Source organism: Seonamhaeicola sp. (assembly GCF_028281565.1).
Taxonomy (GTDB): Bacteria; Bacteroidota; Bacteroidia; order Flavobacteriales; family Flavobacteriaceae; genus Seonamhaeicola.
Window position 1 is genome coordinate 171607 of the sequence record NZ_JANQJQ010000021.1, and the last position, 21179, is coordinate 192785.

Sequence of the window (21179 nt, forward strand, 5' to 3'; positions counted from 1 at the left end):
TTTCATAAAGTTTATTTGTTTAAAGTTCTAAGCTTTTTCTCAATATGCTTTTTGTTGTTTGTCGGCAATGTATTGTTCTGCCAAACACCTGAACTTAAGTTTGAGCACTTTATTGATGATAAAGGTTTAACTCAGAACACCATTATGGATGTTGTTCAGGACCAGGACGGTTTTCTTTGGATTGGAACTGCCAATGGCTTGTATAAATATGACGGACAACGGTTTACCATTTATAGAAATGATGCCAATCAACCCAATAGTATAATTAATAATGTTATTAATAAATTAGAAGTAGATGAAAATAACGTATTGTGGATTGGCACTGTTGGAGGGCTTTGTACTTTCCACATTAAAAAGCAACAATTCTTCAAAGCAAATAAAAGTTTAGACAATAAAGATATTACCGCAATTTATGCTGACGGATCAGATGGATCGGTTTGGATAGGCACTAGAAAATCGGGTTTGTACCGTATTGTAAAGCCTAATGAAGAAGAAGAAACTTTTGAGCATTTTTTCTATCAACCTGATCAGGCCAATGTTATTAATGACAATACGATTCTTTCGATAGCAAAAGATAGGCATGACAACCTTTGGGTAGGTACGGAAAAAGGGTTAAACCGAATGTATTTATCTACATCGGATTCAAAAAACTTTATGAGTGTTAAGGGCTTCAACAGGCCTGTTGAGGCTATGTTGCTGGACAACAAAGAAAAATTCTGGGTTGGAGAGATGGGGCATGGTTTATTCTGTTTAGAAAAACCAACAAGTATACACGCACTGAGTAAGGAGGAGTTTAAAAAATACAGTTTAAATCTGGACAACTCCTACGAAACCTTTGGAAATATAAGTGCAATTAAAGAAGATAGCCATGGTAAATTGTATGTTGGTGTTTATGGGTATGGCTTATATCACCTTAATACGGAAACCGGAAACTATACGTTGCATGCGCCCAATGATATGTATGAAGAAAGTTTAAGCAACAGGCGGATTAAAACGGTATTTATAGACAAAACTAATGTACTTTGGGTTGGTAATGAGGTTGGAGGCTTGAATAAAAGTGATTTACAAAAAAAGGACATTCTCTTTTTAACCAGGAATACCCTTTCCGATAACACTTTGAGTAATGCATCGGTGAATACTATTTTAGAAGATGATGATTACCTGTGGGTTGGTACAGAGAATGGACTAAACAAAATTAAGTTTGAAGACCATTTTACATTACCGGAAATTGATCATTACTTTTTTGAAACGAGTACCGATCCCAATAAATTAATCAAACAACAGCCTATAAAATCAATTTTTAAAGATTCGGATGGCGATTATTGGATGGGGAAGAATGAAAGTGTTACGAATATGCAGGTACACCCTGGTTCTAAAAAGGTTTCTTTTAATAAAACAGGGATTATATTACCTAATGTGTTTTCTATTTTAGAAGATAAACAGGGAGCGCTTTGGTTTGGTTCTTTTGGGAATGGTCTTGTAAAATGGGAAAAGAAAAAACAGAATAACACTTATGATTTTTCCAACTTAATTCATTATAAGTCAGATCTGAATAATGAATACAGCATTGGTGGCGATTTTGTTAGTTGTTTGTTTGAGGATAGTAAAAATAATGTATGGATCGGAGCCCTGCAGGGAGGTTTAAGTGTATTGGTAAGAGGAAAAGATGGTAATGGTGACCGGTTTATAACCTATCTTAATGATCCTGCTAACCCAAATAGCCTGAGCCATAATTCGGTGTTTTCAATTCATGAAGACAAAGACGGAGATTATTGGATCGGTACTTTTGGAGGTGGCTTAAATAAAATGACCATAAGTGAAAATGGGGACGTTCATTTTGAACATTTTACTGAAGAGGATGGCTTGGCAAATAATGCCGTTTATGGTATTCTTGAAGATGAAACCGGTAAACTATGGATGAGTACTGACAATGGTATCTCTTGTTTTAATCCGAAAGACAAAACCTTTAAAAACCTTAATAAAGGTGATGGCCTGCAGAGCAATAACTTCAGGAAGAATGCTTATTACAAGAATAAGCATGACTATTTGTTTTTTGGAGGCTTAAGAGGACTCAATATGTTTCATCCGAAAAACCTTAAGGATAATGATATCAAAGCAGAACCAAAACTCACAAGTTTTAAAATTAAAAATGAGTTGGTCGAAATAGGTAAAGCTTATAATGGCAGGGTTATTTTAGATCAATTGCAGTCAGATTCAGGGAAATCAATAAAGTTAAAGCATCATGAAAACACCCTTACTTTTGAATTTGCCGCACTCCATTATGCCGCCCCGGAAAAGAATAAATTTCAGTATCAGCTGGTAGGTTTTGATAATAGATGGCAAGACTCTAAGGGACTATCATTTGCGCATTACACCAATCTGTCTCCGGGTGGTTATACTTTTATGGTAAAAGCTTCTAACAATGATGGTATTTGGAACGATATTCCGGCAGAATTTAAATTTAGAATAAGTCCGCCGTTCTGGCATACATGGTGGGCCTATGTGCTGTATATTTTATTAATGTCCGGTGTTATTTTTGCGTTTATCTCTTATTACGGTTTACGAGAGAAGGAAAAAGCAGCCGTAAGAATTCAAAAAGAGATTGAGCATGTCAATAGATTAAAGCTTCAGTTTTTTACAAACATCTCACACGAATTTAAAACACCTATCACGCTTATTTTAAATCCAATAGAAGAGCTTTTGGAGCATATTGGTGATAATATGTCAGTAAAGCCAAAATTACAGGTGATTCAGCGTAATGCCAATTCGTTATTGCGATTGGTACATCAACTTATGGAATTTAGAAAAATTGAAGTTGGAGAGACCAAATTAGGAGCCACAAAATCTAATGTTGTGAGTTTTGTCAGGGAGATAACCAATTCGTTTAAAGCCTCAGCAAATAAAAATGAATTAGAGATTGCTTTTGAGAGTGACTTAAAGACTTTGGAAATATGGTTTGATTGGGATAAACTGGAAAAGATTTTAAACAATTTAATTTTTAATGCCATTAAATTTACTAATCCGGGTGGGCAAATTAAGGTAAAAGTGAGTAAATCAACCGGTACAAATGAAATTAAAATTAACGATAAAGACCTTAATGTTAAGTATTTAAAAATTGAAGTAGAAGATAATGGCGTGGGAATTAGAAAAGAAGAGTTGCCTTATGTATTCCACAGGTTTTACCAGGTAAATCAAACGAGAAAGCGAACCCGTAAAGGCTCCGGTATAGGATTGGCCATTACCAAAGATTTGGTGGAGTTGCATCACGGTATAATAGATGTAGAGTCACAAGAAGGAAGTGGAACAAAATTCACAATTAAATTACCGATGGGCAGTGAGCATTTGTTGCCCGAAGAAATGATTGAAACAACGGTTTCTGAAGTGGTTACCAATTTTGACGTAGAATTAGAAGAGTCCATGGAAACGTTGGAATTGGAGCAGCAAATTGACGAAACTAAGTTAGAGAATACGGTTTTAGTGGTTGATGACAACCCGGATATACGATTGATGGTTAAGGAGGGCTTTTCTCAAAAGTATAATGTTTTAGAAGCTGAAAACGGTAAAGAAGGCCTTAATGTTGCCCTAAAAGAAATGCCTGATTTAATAATCAGTGATATTTTAATGCCCGAAATGGATGGGATAGAATTATGTGGCGCCCTGAAAACCAATATTCGCACCAGTCATATCCCGATCATTCTGCTCACCGCTTTGAATTCTGTTGAACATCGTATTGAAGGACTGGAATCCGGTGCAGATGCTTATATTCCAAAACCGTTTAAAATGAAACTCCTATCGGTTAGAGCGGAAAAACTTATTGAGACCAGAGACCTGATGCGTAAGCGTTTCCAGACTGAAAAAGAATTAACGCCGGAGAAAGTAACCCTGAATTCATTAGATGAGGAATTCTTAAAGAAAATAATGGATTTAATGGAGACCCATATGAGTAATGATTCTTATTGGGTAGATGATTTGGTGTCTGATATGAATACCAGCAGATCCACATTTTTCAGAAAACTTAAAAAGCTTACAGGGCAGTCGCCAAATGATTTTATTAGAATGGTACGTTTAAAAAGAGCGGCTCAATTATTAGAGCAAAATGAGTTAACCATTGCACAAGTAAGTTATATGGTAGGTTTTGCGGATCCCGGTTATTTTGGCAAATGTTTCAGAAAGTTCTTTGGAGATTCGCCTTCTAACTTTATCAAGAAAAAAACAGTTTCTTAATTAAATACGCCTATATAATAGTATTTGATGGTCTTTTAAAGTCAATACTGAAAGATTTGGATCATAGTATTATTATTACCAACTAAAATAGCATTAGAGGCCCCTATTTTAATTTTTTTCATGTCTTTGGCGTTGTCCGGAGCATAAAAACCACTTTGATTTACCGTTATGGGAGTAAAATCTCCTTCGCCATTACCCCGTAAAAATAAACCAATACCCGCATCGTTTCTTGGTGTTTCAATTTCCGACCCGAATAAATTTCCGGATAGCAGAATGTCTAAATTATCATCACGGTCAAAATCATCAATGATGATATTATTTACACTGGATGTTTGGGCCAGATTAGGCAGCTTGTGCAGAACAAAGTCCTTTCCATCAATGTTTTCAGCATAATAAGATGCAAAAGTATAGGCTTTAAGGTTTAGGGCATTGTTTAAATCCGTGCCATATATCTGGCTTAGGTTTGAATCTCCAAATGACTCAAAAGTGGGGAATTTATCTTTTAAGGATGGTATTTGTTCAATAGAACATGACCTTCCTCTAACCGGATATACTTGCCCGTGATCATAATAACTAAGAATGATATCATTGGAGCCGTTTTTATCAAAATCAAGACTATGCACTTGAAAAGGAGTGCTTTCAGTAGCTTTGTATTTATAATTTAACCCCAGGTTTCCTAAAACCAGATCGTTATCTCCGTCATTGTCTATATCGGCACTTTCCACTTTATAGTACCAGCCGTTGGAATTTTTAAGGCCATTATAAGTGTAACTACTGAATGTTCCTCCCTGGTTAATATAGGTCATAACCGGCGTCCATTCACCTACTACGACCAAATCTAAGAGGTTGTCATTATTAAGGTCTATCCATTTTGCCGAGGTGATGAGTCCTAAATTATTCAGTTCGGGAAATCTTTCATCGGTGACATCTTTAAGAGAGCCATTTTGATTTTCCAATAGTTTACTGCTAGTGGGGTGCGGATATGTTCCGGGGGTTAATCGTCCCGCAACAAACAGGTCGATATCGCCATCATTATCATAGTCTGCCTGTTCAACAACAGAACCACTAATTTTGTACCCGGGAACATTGGTGGCTTTTTTAAATTTTCCATGCCCGTCGTTAATATACAGCCTGTCTCTAAGTAGGTTGCTGTTCTTTTCAAATTCGTTGCCGCCACTAACAACAAAAAGGTCCAGGTCACCATCATTATCAATATCGAACAGGGTAGAACCCATATCTTCACAGTTTTTATCAACTGACCAGGCGTCATTTTTTTCTTCTTTAAAGCGGCCATCAGGATTTTGCATAAAAAGGGTCCCTGAATTTCCGGCGGAACCTCCAATGAAAAAGTCGTCTAATGTATCGCCGTTAACATCACCTATAGAAATATAAGGGCCAAATTGAGACATTTTATGAGGCAGAAGGACCTCCTTTAAAAAATCATTATAATCACTTTCCGTATGGGTGTACAGAAGCTGAGCAGTACCGGTGATATCCTTAAAAACCGGAGTTTCTTTATGCTTTTCCTCTTGATCTTGAAGTTTTTTTGGTGCAACAACTACCAGTTGGTCGCATGTTACATCCTTTAAAGTTGTTGTTTTTCCATCAGGCCAGATAATGTCAACACGTTCAACCTGTTCTGTTTCACCTAATCCAAAATGGGCGATGTCTTCACTTTTAGACATATAGCCCCGGTTGTTGGTCAGTTCTACCATTTGCCACAAGGAACCATCTTTATAAAGCTTAACTCTGGAACCATAAAGGTTGGTACGTTTAGGGGACTTTAATTTTACTCTCAAAAAATTTCCAAGATTTCGCTCCGAAGTGTTATTTCGGTATATAAAAGCCTCCTCATCAATGTTACTAATAATTAGGTCTAAGTCACCGTCTAAATCAAGATCAGCATAGCTGGCACCAATTGATAATGTAGGGTAATTAAAACCCCATGCTTCTATTTTATTATCAAATGTAAGGTCGCCGTTGTTTTTGTATATATAATTGTTCAGTTTATCAGTGGGTGCCATTTTGGCCAGGGCCAGTATGTCTAATAAATCTTTACGTTGTTTGCCTTGTTTGTATGCTTCTTTTGTAAGACTATCCAGAATGACTTTATAGCGGTTCCTAACATCGCTATAACGCATGTTGCGTTTAATACCGTTTGTGACAAAAATGTCCTTTAAACCGTCATTGTCGAAATCTGCTATTAAAGGCCCCCAACTCCAGTCGGTGTTAGAAACACCGGCCAATTGAGCTAAATCACTAAATGAGGTATTACCGTTATTACGTTGCAATGTGTTGAACATATATTGATAATGCCATCCTTTGTCAACAATGGCCCAAAAGTCCTCCGGGTTCATACCTCCCATATTGGTCTTTATGCGTTTGTGGTCTTCGGCTACCATATCCACAACGTAAATGTCCAGGTGGCCATCATTATCATAGTCGGCAATGTCACTCCCCATGCTGAAATTTGACATATGTTTGAGTGCTTGGTCCGCAATGTTTGTAAATGTACCATTTTTGTTATTGAGATAGACCAGATCAGGTTTGTCATAATCGTTGGCAACGTAGATATCGGACCAGGAGTCATTATTAATATCGCCAATACTGGCCGATAAACCATGGGAAATATTTTTTGTGCCGCTTATACCGGATAATTCAACAAAACCCTGTGTGCCACCTAAATTTCTGTAAAGCTTATCCTGGTATCTCGGACTTTTATATCTGAGCGGGTTTTTGCCTTTCGCACGGTTCCCATATCCCGGAGGCTGGTTGATTAAATAGATGTCTAAAAGCCCGTCTTTATTAAAATCAAAAAAATTAGCCTGAATGGAATTTCCATCATCATCAACCCGGTATAATGTACCCTGTTCCGTAAAAGTTAAGTTTCCGTTGTTTATAAATAATAAGTTTTTACCGGACTGATCTTTATTAACGGGGTTCTTGCATACATAAATATCCTGGTAACCATCTGAGTTAACATCGGCAAAAGTGACTCCGGTAGACCAGGAGCTAAACTGACTTATCCCTGATTTCTCCGAAATGTCTTCAAAGACCAGGTTGCCCTTGTTTAAGTACAATTTATCATTTACTTGATTTCCGGAAAAATATATGTCGGGTAAGCCATCATTATTTATGTCACCAATGGCAACCCCCGCACCGGTAACAAAACTTTCATTGATGAGATGGTTTTCTTCGGCAGTTTCAGTTAAATTGTTAGCAAAAGTAATACCTGTGTGCTCAGAATTTATTAAAGAGAAATGTTTATCACTCGCCGGTACAGGTGGCAATTTTTTTTTCGAACACGAATTCAAGATCGTCAACGCTAAAATAAGAATTCCAAGTGCCGTTTTTGTCATGAATTTTTTTAGTTTATAAATTTGATTTTTAAATAATAAATAATAACATTGTATGCAGAAACCTTTATAATAGTCCTGAAAAAATGCCGGAATGCCAAGATACAGGTGCTAAATTTGTCAATAATGTATTTTTGGTCTAAAACTATAAAAATTATGTAAATTAATGATTAAGGAAGGCAAATATGATGAAAAATTATTAGTTAAGGAACTTAGTTCAGGCAATGAGAAAGCATTTAAAAAACTTTTTGATATCTATTATCAGGATATTTATGTTTATAGTAAAAGTATCATAAAGTCGACCGAATTTGCCGAGGGTATTGTTCAGGACACCTTTCTAAAAGTTTGGTTGAACAGAGAAAATATAGACCCTAAGCAGTCCTTTAAATCCTATTTATATACTATTGCTAAAAACCATGCCTTCAATTTTTTACAAAAAGCGGCAAACAATAAAAAGCTAAGGGAAGAGATCTTTTATAAGGGCAAGCGCTATGCAAATGCTGCTGACCGAAGGATTCTGGAAGCTGATATTGAAAGAATTAAAAATGAAGCCATATCCCAATTACCTCCTAAACGCAGGCTTATTTTTGAAATGTCCAGGTACCAGGGCAAAAGCTATAAAGAAATCAGTGAGGAATTAGGTATTTCCATAAGCACTGTTAAAAGCCAGATGAGCAAAGCCCTTGAAACCTTAAGGCATTTAATTCAGGTTCACGGTGATATGTCCTTGATTATAGCCCTGTTTTTCTTTAACCGGTGAATGACGTTGTAATTCTTTATTTTTTCTATTGAGATTTTTCTGAAATTTAATCATTGAAGAATTGTTGAAATAGCCATATTCTACGCCTATCATTTAAAGTAGATTAATTTTTTTTCCTTAAGAGTAGTACAAACCACTTTCTCAACTGTATTATATTATGTGGAGCAGGGAATAACAAATCAATTTAGTAACCAGAGTATGAAAGAACTTCTTCAAAAGTTTATTTTAAATGAGTGTACCGAAGCCGAGATAAAAGAGGTAGTGGCTTATTTTCAAAAAGCTAACACTTCCAATGAGCTTCCAAGTGTGGAAGAGGTTATGCAGTTGCTTCAGGATATTCCTGAAATAGAAGAAGAAACCAAAACCAGAATTTATCAGAAAGTTTTGGCTGCTGCTGAGAAGCAAGGCGTTAAAAAAAGGAAACGATTTATATGGCAGTATGCTGCGGCAGCTATCTTTATTGGGTTTCTATGTATTGGGTATTTTTATCAACAAGGATTTTTTGGAAACGGTGTAGATGAAACCATACGTCCGGAACAAGAGTTTATAACATTGGAGTTAGAAGATGGGCGAACGAAAATTATCTCGGAGGATGGTACGGTTCAGGTAACCGACAAGAGTGGAAAGATTATAGGAAAACAAGAAGGCAATCGTTTGGTATATGATAATGCTGCGGCACCGGAAAAACTAACTTATAATACGCTTAGGGTACCCTATGGTAAAAGATTTGAACTACAACTGTCTGATGGTACCAGAGTACATTTAAACGCAGGTACCTCGCTAAAATACCCGGTTAAGTTTTTAAATGGGATGGAGCGGAAGGTCTTTCTTGTTGGCGAAGCTTATTTTGATGTTTCGGAAGACACAGCGCATCCTTTTATAATCAACGCAGATGATTTGAATGTCAAGGTTCTGGGAACCCAATTCAATGTGTCCAGCTATCCCGAAGATGCCGAATCTCATGTAGTACTGGTTGAAGGCTCTGTAGATCTTTATGCTCAAAACGAAGCCCTCGGCCATACGGTGTTGGAACCTGGGTTTAAAGGAAGTTTTAATAAAGCGGAACTAAACATCGCAACCGAACGGGTTGTGACAAGTATTTATACATCCTGGATAAATGGCGGATTGGTTTTCAGAAATATGCCTTTTAACAACATTCTAAAAAAGTTAGAGCGCCACTATGATGTGTCTATAACAAACAATAATGAAGATTTGGCCTATGAAAAATTTAATGCCAGCTTCACTGAGGTACCTATTGAAAAAATTCTGGAATACCTCAAAATCACCTATGCCATCAGTTTTACTATAGATGGAAAAAACATTACCATTGAATAACCATATATCAACTATAACTAACTAAACTAATTATTGCCTATGACAGAATAAAACACACACCATTTAAATAACCAACACATCAAATTATTCCGGACTTCAGGAATAAAAAAATCGGAAAATGGTGACGCATTCCCCGATTTTATAGGTGTGATTAAACTAAATTAATTAATCACTTTTTAACATTACAAAAGTATGAAAAAACTACTTAATGGATTAGTACGCCCATTTTTATTATTAAAATTTGATTTAAAGATGAAGCTTAGTTCTCTTTTTATAATAATTACTGCGTTTGGGTTACACGCTAATTCTTCTTATTCACAACGAACCAAAATTTCTTTAGATTTCGATAATATCTCTATCGGTCAATTGATAGATGAAATAGAAAGTACCACAGAATTTCGATTTATTTATAAAATAAAAGATGTTGACTTAGACCGTATTTTAAGCATTAAAGTCAAGAAAAAGCAAATAGGTACGATTCTGGCGGAGATGTTTAGTACATCCGAAACAGATTATAATGTTATAGACCGGCAAATATTTCTTACGAAAAAAATAGCTCCTGACATTCCAAAAAAAGTTGGAGATGTTATTGAAACATTGCCTCAGGAAATTGTCGTTAGTGGAACCGTAACAGATGAGTCCAATCAGCCATTAATTGGAGCCAATGTTTTAGTAAAAGGTACTACAACTGGTGTGGCTACAGATTTTGACGGGAATTACAGTATTAAAGTCAATCAAGGAGATGTATTGATTTTTTCCTATACGGGATTTTTAACACAGGAAGTAACAGTTGGAACCAATACAACAATTAATATCCAGCTGGTAGAAGATGCTCAGTCGCTAGAAGAGGTTATTCTTATCGGATATGGATCCAGAAAGAAAACGGACGTAGTTAGTGCTGTGAGTAAAGTTGATAATGACTTTATAGAACAACAACCAGGGGCAGATGCTACCCGAGCTCTTCAGGGAAGTGCTTCCGGTGTAACGGTTGTAGCTTCAGCGCGTCCGGGTCAACAGGCACAGGTTAGAATTCGGGGTATTGGTAGTATTAACGGTAACAATCCACTATATGTCGTAGATGGTGTTATTGGGGCAGCTTTACCCCCTCCAGCCCAAATTGAGTCCATTCAAGTTTTAAAAGATGCATCTTCCACAGCCATTTATGGTGCCCGTGGCGCCAGCGGTGTAATCTTAGTAAAAACTAAAACCGGTCGTAAGGAACAGGCTGCAAAAGTAGAATTTAATGTTAGAACGGGGGTTGGTGTAAATAACGCCAAATATGATTTTATGACCGATCCTGAGTTGATTGGTCAAATGATATGGCTGGAACAGACTAATGACGGTATTCCTGTTAACCATGCACACTTCCAGTTTGATCCTAATGATATTTTTGGTACCACAGTAAATGATTATTTATTCCCTAATGGAGCATCTATAGGAGATCCTGCCGCAGATCCCTCTTTATATGTAGAAAGAGACTACCCCATTACCTTAACCAATAAAAATGGAACGGATTGGTTGGATGAAATATACAACTCGGCGCTCTTACAAGATTATACAATTTCCGTTAGCGGAGGTTCCAAGAAAACTACTTATGCTATGAGTGGGAACTTCTTTAATGAGGAAGGTGTGTTTAAATACACTGGCTTTGAGCGATATGCGTTTAGAAGTAATGTTGATTCTGAGCTTACAGATTGGTTGACCATTGGTCAGCGATTAGGAGTTACGCTAAGCGAGAGTTCAGGAAATAGCTCTAGTTTTAACTCCATTATAGTTACAAGCCCATTAATTCCTGTTCGAGACATAGCCGGAAATTTTGCAGGGGGTATTGTTGGTGGGAATCTGAATGACGGACCTAACCCATTGGGGGTTAATTTCCGGGAACGAAGAGATTTAAGAAAGACATTGAATGTGAATGGTAATTTTTCTGTCGAGGTTAAGCCTATTAAGGATTTAAGGGTTAAGTCGCTTTTTGGTTATAATATGAGTTGGTTCAGCAATCATAATCCCAGGTTTGGAGATCCGGAAAATACTAATGGTACTGAAGTTAATAGCTTATCTGAGGTAAGATCTAATTTCACTACATGGAACTGGTCCAATACTTTGAGTTACTCAAAAACTATAGATGAAAAGCATAGCTTTGATATATTGGTCGGAGCGGAAGCAACCCAAAATGAATTTGATGAAATATCGGCAGGAAGAGCAGGATTTGTTGCTACAGACGAGGATTTTTATGAATTGAGTGCGGGTGCCGATAATGTTACTAATGGTTCCAGAACTTCAGAGGGGTCTTTATTTTCTATATTTTCCAGACTATTTTATTCTTATGATAGTAAGTATATGATTGAAGGAACAGTGCGTCGTGATGGGTCGTCTAACTTTCTTGAAGCTAACAAATATGCAACCTTTCCGGCAGTATCAGCTGGTTGGGTAATTTCTAAAGAACCTTTTATGGAAAATACCGGTGACTGGTTACGTCAGTTAAAATTAAGAGCTGGATGGGGACAGTCAGGAAACGACAATGTTGGAGGAAGCCTTAATGGTTATACAACATTCGGTTCTGGTCTGGGTAATTCTTATTATGGTATTACGGGAAGTGATAACACCATTTCTTTGGGGTATCAATCCATTACCAAAGGAAACCCTGATGCCGTATGGGAGACCACGGAAACTACAAATTTTGGTTTGGATGCTACATTGGCATTTGGTCTTGACTTGAGTATAGATGTTTGGGATAAAACAACAAGAGATCTATTATTTCCGGTGGCAATTCCAGATGTAGAAGGTATAGCACGTGCCCCGTTCGTCAATATTGGAGATGTTGAAAATAAAGGACTTGATATTGAATTGAACTTTAATAAGCAAGTAAACGAAGATTTTCGATATAGCATAGGGCTAAATGTAACTACTTATAAGAATAAGGTGTTAAATCTTTCTGATAACCCGGATGAATTTATTTCTGGAAGGGTTCAGCGTAGTCAGACATACACAAGGGCTCAGGCTGGTAGAGCATTTCCGGAATTTTTTGGTTATGTAGTAGACGGTATCTTCCAGACACAAGCCGAGGCAGATGCACATCCGGCCAATGGATCCTATAATGAGCCTGGGAACTTAAAAATCAGAGATGTTGATGGTGATGGAGAAATTACACCCGATGATCGTACCTGGATAGGGAATCCACACCCTGATTTTACGGCCGGTTTAAATCTTGGTTTCAATTATAAAAATTTTGATCTGTCAATGATCTGGTATACCAGTGTGGGCAATGATTTACTTAACTATTATGGAAGGTTTACGCGTTATGGGTTATTCCAGGGGCCTAAATCTAAAGATAGACTATTTCGTTCATGGGGTAGCCCATATCTGAATGATAATGCCGATGCGGTACTGCCTAAGGCATCCAGTAGTACAAGCTTTGAACAGAATACCCATTCTGATATGATTGAAGATGGTTCTTTCCTAAGAATGAAAAATATCCAAATAGGTTACAATGTACCACAACCGTTTCTGGATAAGTTTGGCTTATCAGACATGAGGTTATATATAATGGGAACTAACCTAATCACTTTGTTTGACGATTATTCCGGTCTTGATGTCGAGATTGCTCCTCCAACTTTCCCTTTAACGGAAATCGATAGAGGTTTTGATCTTGGAACATGGCCTACTCCAAAACAGTTCATTTTTGGTTTAAATATTAGTATGTAAAAAATAAAAAATTATAATATGAAAAGATTGTATTTAAAAATTAGCTTATTAACAATCCTTGGTATTGTTTTTAGTGCTTGCGAAGATTTTATTACAGATTTTCCAAATGGAGTTGTAACACCTGAGACATTAGCAACAGAAGAAGGTGCAGATTTAATTTTAATAGGAGCTTATTCATTAATTGATGGATACTCACAAGGAGGTGCCGGTGGTGCCGGTGGAGCCTCTGTGACCAATTGGGTTTGGGGTGATGTGACCTCTGATGATATGCACCGTGGCGACCAAACCGGTGGTTGGGCTCAAATTAATTTAATTGAGCGTTATGAGACAGATCCGTCCAATCCATGGGTTGCTGATATGTGGCGAGGCAATTTTGATGGTGTTGCCCGGGCTAATGATGTTTTAAATGTTCTTAGAAATGCTGGAGATAGAATTGCTCCTGAAAAGGCAAGGCAGTTAGAAGCAGAAGCCCGATGGCTACGCGCCTGGTTTCATTTTCAACTGAGAAGTAAAATAGAAAAAGTGCCTTATATTACAGAAGATGTTGTAGCAAGAGAAGTGCCTAACGATAGAGAAATTTGGGACGATATAGAAGCCGATTTACAGTGGGGCATAGATAACAACATGGATGAAGCACCCTCTGATGTGGGGCGTGCTTCCCGATGGGCTGCGAAAGCTTTAAAGGCTCAGGTTCACATGCATCAAAAAGAATTTGCAGAGGCAAAACCATTGTTGGATGATATCATTAATAATGGGCCATTTCAATTAATGGATCATTTTTATGATAATCATGATGAAGAAAAGCAAAACAATGCGGAAAGTATTTTTGAAGTACAGTATACCGTAAATGATGGCGCCGGAGACCATAATGCCGGGGCTGATCACAGAACCCTATACCCCAGGGGGTCAGATGTGGGGCTTTGCTGTGCCTATAGTGCTCCTAGTTTTGACCTGTTTAATGCATTTAAAGTTGACTCAAATGGATTACCATTACTGGATACTTTTCAAGATGATTTGTTACTTGAAGATTACGGTTTATTGGATACAGATCCGTTTACACCTACTGATGAATTATTGGATCCCAGGGTAGATTGGACTATAGCAAGGCGCGGCATTCCTTTCTTAGATTGGGGCCCTATGAGTGGTGGTGACTGGATGTTAGATCAGGCAGGTATGGGACCGTTTTTGAATAAGAAAAATATGTTCTATAAACGTAATTTCAGAATAATATCTGTTGCAACACCAACGTGGTCAGCCGGATTAAATGGTAATAATTGGAGAGTGCTTAGGTTAGGGCATGTTATATTATGGCGTGCTGAAGTAGCTGCGGAAGAGAATGACCTTGCGACTGCGAGAGATATGGTTAACCTAATTAGGCAACGAGCGCAGGACGATATTGTGATGGGCAAAGTAGCTAACACAACATTTGGGTCCGGAGATCCCATTGTAATTGATGAAAGTCAACCAGCGGCGAATTATTTATTAGGTTTATATTCATCATTTCCCGATAAAGACTATGCGCTTAAAGCAATTAGACATGAAATGCGTTTAGAATTTGCGTTGGAAGGTATGCGTTTTCAGGATTTAGTTAGGTGGGGGATAGATAAAGAAACCATCGATGCTTATTTGGCATCGGAGTTATCGGATAATAAATTGCTTTGGATTCAGGGAGCAACTTATACGGCTGGTCAGGATGATCATTTCCCTATTCCTCAAGCACAATTAGATTTACAGCCAGGGGTTTTAACTCAGGACCCGGCTTATTAGTCCTGATGAATGATATAACTTTTTAAAATTGAGTTAGTTTTAGTTTAATTAAGTTTGTTAATAAAGTGGCTTAAATTTTTAAGTCACTTTATACTTTTGGTGAATTTGATAAATTCTTGTTTAGGAAGGCTTTATGTCCATTCTTATTTGGTTTTGTTGCTAAAAATGTTTGGTTTTGAACCAAACCGGGCAATGCCCAATGGTAAGCTAATGAGACTATATACTTGTCCTATGGTCGTAAAAGTTATAACAGAGTAAGTTTTAACTGGTTCGAAAATAAAAACTACTAAATCTATTTAATATGAAATCTTTTAAACTTTTTAATTGTATGCTCGCATTTTTTTTCACGGGCAGCCTAACTTTAAATGCACAGGAAGGGTTTCCATTTAAACTTCCTAAGGAAAAACCGGATAGGGAGTTGAGTGCCGCTATGGAACGAAATTACACCCAATACATGGCACCGCGTCCGGAGCATAATGAACTTTATACACAGTTTAAATATACAGAGCTTAAAGGTTTTGACTATAATGGTTATGATGGAACAATTTCGCGTAGAGACCCTTCAAAGGTTATTTTTGAAAATGGAAAATACTATGTATGGTACACCTACAGAAATACGCCAACCAAACCGCAAGGAGCAAAAAAAAGTAATGATAGCATACCTTCTGCTGATTGGGATTTATCAGAAATATGGTATGCAACCAGTACCGATGGGTTTACTTGGGAAGAGCAAGGTGTTGCAATACCTAGACCACCTAAACCCAATATAGGGTGGCGTTCGGTTTCAACAGCAGATATATTGAAGTTTAAAGGTAAATACTACTTGTATTATCAAGGTTTTATGGAGGCCAGCGGAAAACGGGGTGATGACTGTCCGGTGGCGGTATCCTATGCAGATTCACCTGATGGCCCCTGGACACCCTACAATAAAATTGCTGTTAACAACGGAAAAGAAGGGGAATGGGACCAATACTCCATTCATGACCCGCACCCTTTTGTTTATAAAGATAAGATATACCTGTATTACAAATCAGATTTTGACGGGGACCCAAAATTGGTTAGAATGTCCGGGTTGGCTATCTCAAAAAACCCACTTGGTCCTTTTGAAAAGTGTCCATTAAATCCTGTTATTAATTCTGGTCACGAAACCGTTATGTTTCCATTTAAAGAAGGTATGGCAGCCATGGTGCTTAAAGATGGAAATGAACACTTTACTATTCAGTATGCGGAGGATGGTATTAATTTTGAAATTGCCTCAATAGTTGAAATGATGCCAGGTGCTCCCGGACCGTTTGTACCGGATGCATTTAACAGTAATGGTAATGGACGAGGTATAACCTGGGGGATTTCACATTTATCGCCTGCATTTTCATGGAAGCATGGTATGAGTATATTAATGCGTTTTGATTGCGATTTAAGTCTGGACGTCCACGACGCTGAAATGAAAAGACATGAGGTTTACCACATGAACCCTGAATATTTTTATAAACATGGTCTAAGTGGTAAGCAATTACAACGTATAAAAAAAGCAAATGAGCAATTAAAAAATAAAAACCATAACTAAAAATTTAGACCACTTTATTTTTTAATCGGAAACCTGAACTTAAAGGCGTTTGTTGTAATTTTATCCGTGTAAATGCGTTATAGCATAAAATAAAATTAGTGCTGGAAAATTATAACTTAGGAAGCAAGTTAATTTTAGCGATTCTATTCGCGGTTTTACTTTATATGGTATTGCGCTATGCCATTAAGTTAATAGAAATGGCTTACGTTATAAAACACAAAAAACCACTTTATACGCATTTTTATTTATTCAAAAGGAAGTTAAGCCCATCTCAAAAGTCAATTTTAAAAAGGAATTTTACGTTTTATAATAAACTCCCAAAAGAGTATAGGCCTTATTTTGAACACAGGTTAGCGTCGTTTATAAAAGACAAAGATTTTATAGGAAGGGAAGGGGTTAAGCCAACAGAAGAAATGAAAGTGTTAATCTCAGCAACTGCCGTAATGTTAACCTTTGGTTTCAGGGATTTTTATATTGGTTTAATTTCTAAAATAGTCATCTATCCCGATGAATTTTATTCCAGAACCAATGATGCCTATCATAAAGGGGAATTCAACCCTAAATTAAAAGCATTGGTGTTGTCTTGGAAAGATTTTAAAAAGGGCTTTGAAAACGGAAAAGACAATTTGAATTTGGGGATTCACGAGTTTAGTCATGCCATTCATTTAAACAGTATTAAAGAACGGGACATCAGTTCTACTATTTTTAGTGATTCTTTTAGTGAATTATCTGAAATATTATCTGAAGATGAGGGGTTAAGAAAAGCACTTATGACTTCAGATTATTTTAGAGACTATGCTTTTACAAATCGGTTTGAATTTGTGGCCGTGGCCATTGAAAGTTTTATAGAAACACCTCAGGAATTTAATAACCAATTTCCGAAAATTTATAAGACCATACGGCAAATGCTAAACTTCAACTTTGCCGGTTACTAGATTTTCACATGACATTTATCATACTTTAAAACCCCACTCTTTAATAATTTTAAAGGTAGCTAAACTAAAAAAGACATGTCATGATACGTAAAGCACCAATTTCAACGATAATGACCGAGTCTGTCATTACATTAAAAAAGACGGACAATTTAGAAACCGCCGAATACCTGTTTAAACATCATCACATAAGACATATCCCTGTGGTAGAAGGAAAAACGGTTATCGGGATGCTTAGTTATACCGATTTATTGCGCCTAAGCTTTTCTGATATTACCAATGAATACGATAGTGATGCTGATGCTATGGTGTATAACATGTTTAGTATTAATCAGGTTATGAAGAAAAAGGTAGCAAGTGTATCACCGTCAAACTCCATTAAAGAAGTAGCTGAAATATTAGCAAGTAAAGAGTTTCACGCGTTACCGGTTGTAGAAAATAATGAGTTGGTTGGTATAGTAACCACCACAGATTTGATCAAATACCTTTTGAAGCAATTCTAATTTTTGTTTAGCTGAATACATTTACTAAGCTTAAATTTATACGTTATGAGACATCATATTCCGGTTTCCTCTATTATGACAAAGAATGTCATTGCTTTAACACGGTCTGATGATTTGGAAAGGGCTGAAAAGCTTTTTAAACGTCATAAGATCAAACATATGCCGGTGGTGTCCGGGGAGGTTATTATAGGGATGTTAAGTTATACTGACCTAATGCGAATTAGTTATGCTGAAGTCTCAGAAGAGAATGGCCATACCGTAGATTCCGTAGTATTCAATATGTTTACTATAGAACAGGTGATGGCTAGGGATGTGGTTACCGTAACTAGTCAAACATCTATTAAAAAAGTAGCGCAAATATTAGCTGAAAGAGAATTTCACGCACTGCCCATAGTAGATAATGGCATACTGGTAGGCATAGTTACCACAACCGATTTATTGAATTATTTTATAAAACAGATTTAAGAATTAGCTAAAGCCTTTAAGTCTTTAATAGTTTCGATCTGGTTGCTGCTTTTAAAAATATAACTTCCGGCAACAAAAGTATCTGCTCCGGCCTCAACAAGTGCTTTTATGTTTTTGTTGGATACACCGCCATCAATTTCTATACGTGTATCCAAGCCTTGCTCATCAATCATTTTTCGAAGTTTCTCAACCCTGTTATAAGTCATATCTTCAAATTTTTGTCCTCCGAAACCAGGGTTAATAGACATCAGTAAAACCATAAAACATTTTGGCAAAATATCTTCTAAAACCGAAACGGGCGTCGTTAAATTTAAAACAACACCGGCTTTACAGCCGGTAGCTTCAATTTGGCTAAGTGTTCGGTGTAAATGAACGGTCGCTTCATAATGTACCGTAATGATATCCGCACCAACTTTTGCAAATTCTTCAATGTATCGCTCCGGTTTTTCAATCATCAAATGAACATCTAAAGGTTTTTTTGCATGTCTTTTTATAGCTTCAATTACAGGCATACCGTAAGATATATTTGGCACAAAATGGCCATCCATGACATCAATGTGAAACCAATCGGCTTCACTTTGGTTTACCATTTCTATATCACGCTGAAGGTTTGCAAAATCTGCTGCCAGTATGGAAGGTGCAATTAACTTGGAACTCATTAGAGGTAGTAATTTTAAGTTGATGCAAAAGTACATGAATTTTTTCATTTGAAAACTTATAAAAAAACAAATGAAAAAAATTATAGACTTACAAAGCAATGCCCTGAGCCGGTGGAAGGATGGTTCCTGAAAGGAAGCTAAATTTTATATTTTTTTGAGTACAAAATTTAATTTTTTACAGATTGGGGGACTAAAAACAAACCCCCGGTAATCAGCCGGGGGTTCTTTCATCAATCAAAAAACGAACAGTTATGTGTAACTGTTGTTGCCGTAATTTAGGAGTTATTTGAGTATTATCCTAAATAAGTTTTCAATATTTTACTTCTAGACGTATGTTTTAATCTACGAATAGCTTTTTCTTTTATTTGTCTTACACGCTCACGCGTTAAATCGAAGGTTTCCCCAATTTCTTCAAGCGTCATAGGGTGTTGGTTCCCTAAACCAAAATACAAACGAATAACATCTGCCTCACGAGGTGTTAAAGTTTCTAAAGCACGCTCAATTTCGGTGCGTAACGACTCGTGTAATAATTCTTTATCCGGGTTAGGAGATTCCCCGCTATTTAACACATCGTATAAATTAGAATCTTCACCTTCAACCAGTGGCGCATCCATACTTACATGACGCCCGGAGTTTTTCATAGACTCCTTAACATCATTAATGGTCATATCCAACTCTTTTGCAATCTCTTCTGCACTTGGCGGACGCTCATGACTTTGCTCTAAAAAGGCAAATGTCTTGTTAATTTTATTAATGGAACCGATCTTATTTAAAGGTAAACGTACAATACGGGATTGTTCGGCCAAAGCTTGTAAGATAGACTGACGGATCCACCAAACCGCATACGATATGAATTTAAATCCGCGTGTTTCGTCGAAACGTTGTGCTGCTTTGATCAATCCTAAATTACCTTCGTTAATTAAATCCGGTAACGTAAGACCCTGGTTTTGGTATTGCTTTGCTACCGATACCACGAAACGCAAGTTAGCTTTAGTCAACTTTTCCAAAGCTATTTGATCACCAGCTTTAATACGTTGTGCTAACTCTACTTCTTCATCGGCTGTAATAAGGTCTACCTTGCCAATTTCCTGTAAATATTTATCTAACGATGCAGTTTCTCTGTTGGTTACCTGCTTCGTAATTTTAAGTTGTCTCATCTAAAAATCTCCTGTAATTAAATTATGAATATTTGGGCATTCAGTAGTTATACGTATATATGTCGGATAATGTTACAAAAAGTTTCAAAATATTTCCTATTTTCTGTCTTTTGGACACAAAATCTTTTAAAAAGTCACATAAATCACTGTTTTTATTAACATTTGTTAATTTAAATAACTGATTTTGAGATGATAAAAAGCCTGTTCTTAAAACTTATATGAGGTTGAAATTTCAAATCAAGGAGTTATTAGAAACCCGGAATTTTTATAGTGAATTCTGGAGCAACTTGAGAAGTTAGTGTAGTAGTTTTTTTGTAAATAAGTTTGTGTAACATATAAAACCCATTAAATAAAACCCATCAAAAATCGCTTTTGATGGGTTTTACTAACTAACAGAAAAACTAACTCAAATTACAATGAGAAATATGAAATTTATGCAATCTCTTCTATGGTGATTAAACCGTTAATTCTTAATTTTTTTCCGGAATGTCTAACCTTGTTAAAAAACAATTTGGCATTTTCTTTAGCTTGTATAAGCTCATTGATCCTGCCATTATCATATTCACATAAGTCGTATACATTGCCTTCTGTAATAGATAGCCTTTTAAGTTTATGATAGTTTATTTTAACATCGAGCACTGCATTTATAATATCTGCGGCATCGGACGCATTGAAAGTACCGTCAATAAGGTCAATGTTTTGTTGTTTCGTTTTCTGGGATGTCATTTTTGTTAAAGCGTTTTCCATGATTT

At 36.6% G+C, this 21179-nt stretch carries 13 protein-coding genes; 9 read left to right on the forward strand and 4 right to left on the reverse strand.

Annotated elements, in window-relative coordinates; translation table 11 throughout:
* The first annotated feature begins 54 nt into the window (after window positions 1–54).
* Window positions 55–4224 carry a two-component regulator propeller domain-containing protein gene (locus Q0983_RS10500; RefSeq protein WP_299552455.1) on the forward strand — a complete coding sequence of 1390 codons (4170 nt, stop codon included), beginning with the start codon at window positions 55–57 and terminating at the stop codon, window positions 4222–4224.
* 41 nt (window positions 4225–4265) lie between these two features.
* On the opposite strand, the gene Q0983_RS10505 is transcribed toward Q0983_RS10500, so the two are convergent.
* Window positions 4266–7583 carry a VCBS repeat-containing protein gene (locus tag Q0983_RS10505; RefSeq protein ID WP_299552458.1) on the reverse strand — a complete coding sequence of 1106 codons (3318 nt, stop codon included), beginning with the start codon at window positions 7581–7583 and terminating at the stop codon, window positions 4266–4268.
* Between the two features lie 163 nt (window positions 7584–7746).
* Between Q0983_RS10505 and Q0983_RS10510 the strand changes: the two genes are divergently transcribed.
* From Q0983_RS10510 to Q0983_RS10545, 8 genes are all read left to right on the forward strand, one after another.
* Window positions 7747–8340 (forward strand): RNA polymerase sigma-70 factor, encoded by a 594-nt coding sequence (locus Q0983_RS10510; RefSeq protein ID WP_299552461.1) that lies wholly within the window; start codon window positions 7747–7749, stop codon window positions 8338–8340.
* Between the two features lie 198 nt (window positions 8341–8538).
* Window positions 8539–9675: a FecR family protein gene (locus Q0983_RS10515; protein ID WP_299552464.1), complete on the forward strand. Its 1137-nt coding sequence runs from the start codon at window positions 8539–8541 to the stop codon at window positions 9673–9675.
* A gap of 192 nt (window positions 9676–9867) precedes the next feature.
* Window positions 9868–13380 (forward strand): TonB-dependent receptor, encoded by a 3513-nt coding sequence (locus Q0983_RS10520; protein ID WP_299552466.1) that lies wholly within the window; start codon window positions 9868–9870, stop codon window positions 13378–13380.
* Window positions 13381–13398: 18 nt separating this feature from the next.
* Complete coding sequence (locus Q0983_RS10525) at window positions 13399–15147, forward strand: RagB/SusD family nutrient uptake outer membrane protein (protein WP_299552469.1); 1749 nt, start codon at window positions 13399–13401, stop codon at window positions 15145–15147.
* Window positions 15148–15475: 328 nt separating this feature from the next.
* Complete coding sequence (locus Q0983_RS10530; RefSeq protein ID WP_299552472.1) at window positions 15476–16711, forward strand: family 43 glycosylhydrolase; 1236 nt, start codon at window positions 15476–15478, stop codon at window positions 16709–16711.
* A 98-nt stretch (window positions 16712–16809) separates the two neighbouring features.
* The gene (locus Q0983_RS10535) at window positions 16810–17646 is read left to right on the forward strand and encodes a zinc-dependent peptidase (protein ID WP_299552475.1); all 837 of its coding nucleotides are present in this window, start codon (window positions 16810–16812) and stop codon (window positions 17644–17646) included.
* 80 nt (window positions 17647–17726) lie between these two features.
* Window positions 17727–18146: a CBS domain-containing protein gene (locus Q0983_RS10540; RefSeq protein WP_299552478.1), complete on the forward strand. Its 420-nt coding sequence runs from the start codon at window positions 17727–17729 to the stop codon at window positions 18144–18146.
* A 45-nt stretch (window positions 18147–18191) separates the two neighbouring features.
* Window positions 18192–18611: a CBS domain-containing protein gene (locus Q0983_RS10545; RefSeq protein WP_299552481.1), complete on the forward strand. Its 420-nt coding sequence runs from the start codon at window positions 18192–18194 to the stop codon at window positions 18609–18611.
* On the opposite strand, the gene rpe is transcribed toward Q0983_RS10545, so the two are convergent.
* The 3 genes from rpe to Q0983_RS10560 form a co-directional block, all read right to left on the reverse strand.
* The gene (gene rpe, locus Q0983_RS10550; protein WP_299552484.1) at window positions 18608–19270 is read right to left on the reverse strand and encodes a ribulose-phosphate 3-epimerase; all 663 of its coding nucleotides are present in this window, start codon (window positions 19268–19270) and stop codon (window positions 18608–18610) included. The two genes, Q0983_RS10545 and rpe, sit on opposite strands and share 4 nt — an antisense overlap.
* Window positions 19271–19563: 293 nt before the next feature.
* Window positions 19564–20427, reverse strand: coding sequence for a sigma-70 family RNA polymerase sigma factor (locus Q0983_RS10555; RefSeq protein WP_019387909.1), 864 nt, complete (start codon window positions 20425–20427; stop codon window positions 19564–19566).
* A gap of 432 nt (window positions 20428–20859) precedes the next feature.
* Window positions 20860–21174 carry a hypothetical protein gene (locus tag Q0983_RS10560; protein WP_299552488.1) on the reverse strand — a complete coding sequence of 105 codons (315 nt, stop codon included), beginning with the start codon at window positions 21172–21174 and terminating at the stop codon, window positions 20860–20862.
* Between the last annotated feature and the right edge of the window lie 5 nt (window positions 21175–21179).